This window comes from Malikia granosa, assembly GCF_002980595.1.
GTDB lineage: Bacteria > Pseudomonadota > Gammaproteobacteria > Burkholderiales > Burkholderiaceae_C > Malikia > Malikia granosa.
The window spans coordinates 1-881 of sequence record NZ_PVLQ01000135.1 but is presented as its reverse complement, the minus strand read 5'-3'; the positions used below and the strand labels follow the sequence as shown (position 1 = coordinate 881).

The window sequence follows — 881 nt, the reverse complement described above, 5'->3', positions numbered from 1 at the left end:
AAGTCGTCGCGGGTTGGCTGAGGGGCTTGGGGCGGCTCTGGCTCTGCTGCCTGGGGATGCACCGCTGGGTTGGGTTGCGGCGGCTCAATGGCTGCGTAAGGCAACTTCCACTCACGGCGTTCGCGCAACTCGTGCAGCGTGACCTGGGTGTCGCGCATGGCCACGACCTTGCCCTCGCGCAGACTGCCATCGCGCCAGTCCATAAAGCGCACGGTCTGCCCCAGATGCAGGTCCTTGCGCACGGCAAGGATGCGCCGCGGGTCAGCCAGCAGGCGTTCGATGACCGTGCTGAGCTGGTACAACTCCAGGCTGCTGGCTTGCTGCAGGGCTTCGAGCACCCGCGCGTCAATGCTGGGCGCGCTCATGCCGCCAGCCGTTGTTCCACATGCCCGGTATCGATCGCCGTCAGGTTCCAGGGCAACAGTTCTTCGATGCGATTGATGGGGTGCTCGGCAATACGGACGAGCACCTCGCGCAGGTATGCCTCGGGGTCGAGCCCGTTGAGCTTGGCGGTCTGTACCAGGCTGTAGATGGCGGCCGCGCGCTCGCCGCCCGCGTCAGAGCCCATGAACAGGTAGTTGCCCCTGCCCAGGGCGACACCACGCAGCGCCCGTTCGGCCGCGTTGTTGTCCATTTCGATGCGGCCATCGTCGCAATACCGTGTCAGGGCCCTCCAGCGCGTCAGGCTGTAGCCGATGGCTTGCGCCAACTCCGATTTGGCCGACACCCGTCCCAGCAGTTGGCTCAGCCAGGCGTGCATATCCTGCAGCAACGGACTCGCCCGCGCTTGGCGTTGCGCGCGTCGGACCTCAGGGACTTGACCCCGGATGTCGCGCTCGATCGCATACAGCTCGGCAATGCGTCTGAGCGCTTGTGCCGCG

General features: G+C 66.1%; 1 protein-coding gene and 1 pseudogene. Both read right to left on the bottom strand.

All coding sequences use genetic code 11. The features are described 5' to 3' along the window. Window positions 1-365, bottom strand: a pseudogene (locus tag C6P64_RS17545) (hypothetical protein); the annotation flags it as partial. Next, the coding region (locus C6P64_RS17540; RefSeq protein ID WP_146115978.1) for an IS66 family transposase at window positions 362-881 on the bottom strand (520 nt) is incomplete at its 5' end. The pseudogene C6P64_RS17545 and the gene C6P64_RS17540, both read right to left, overlap by 4 nt.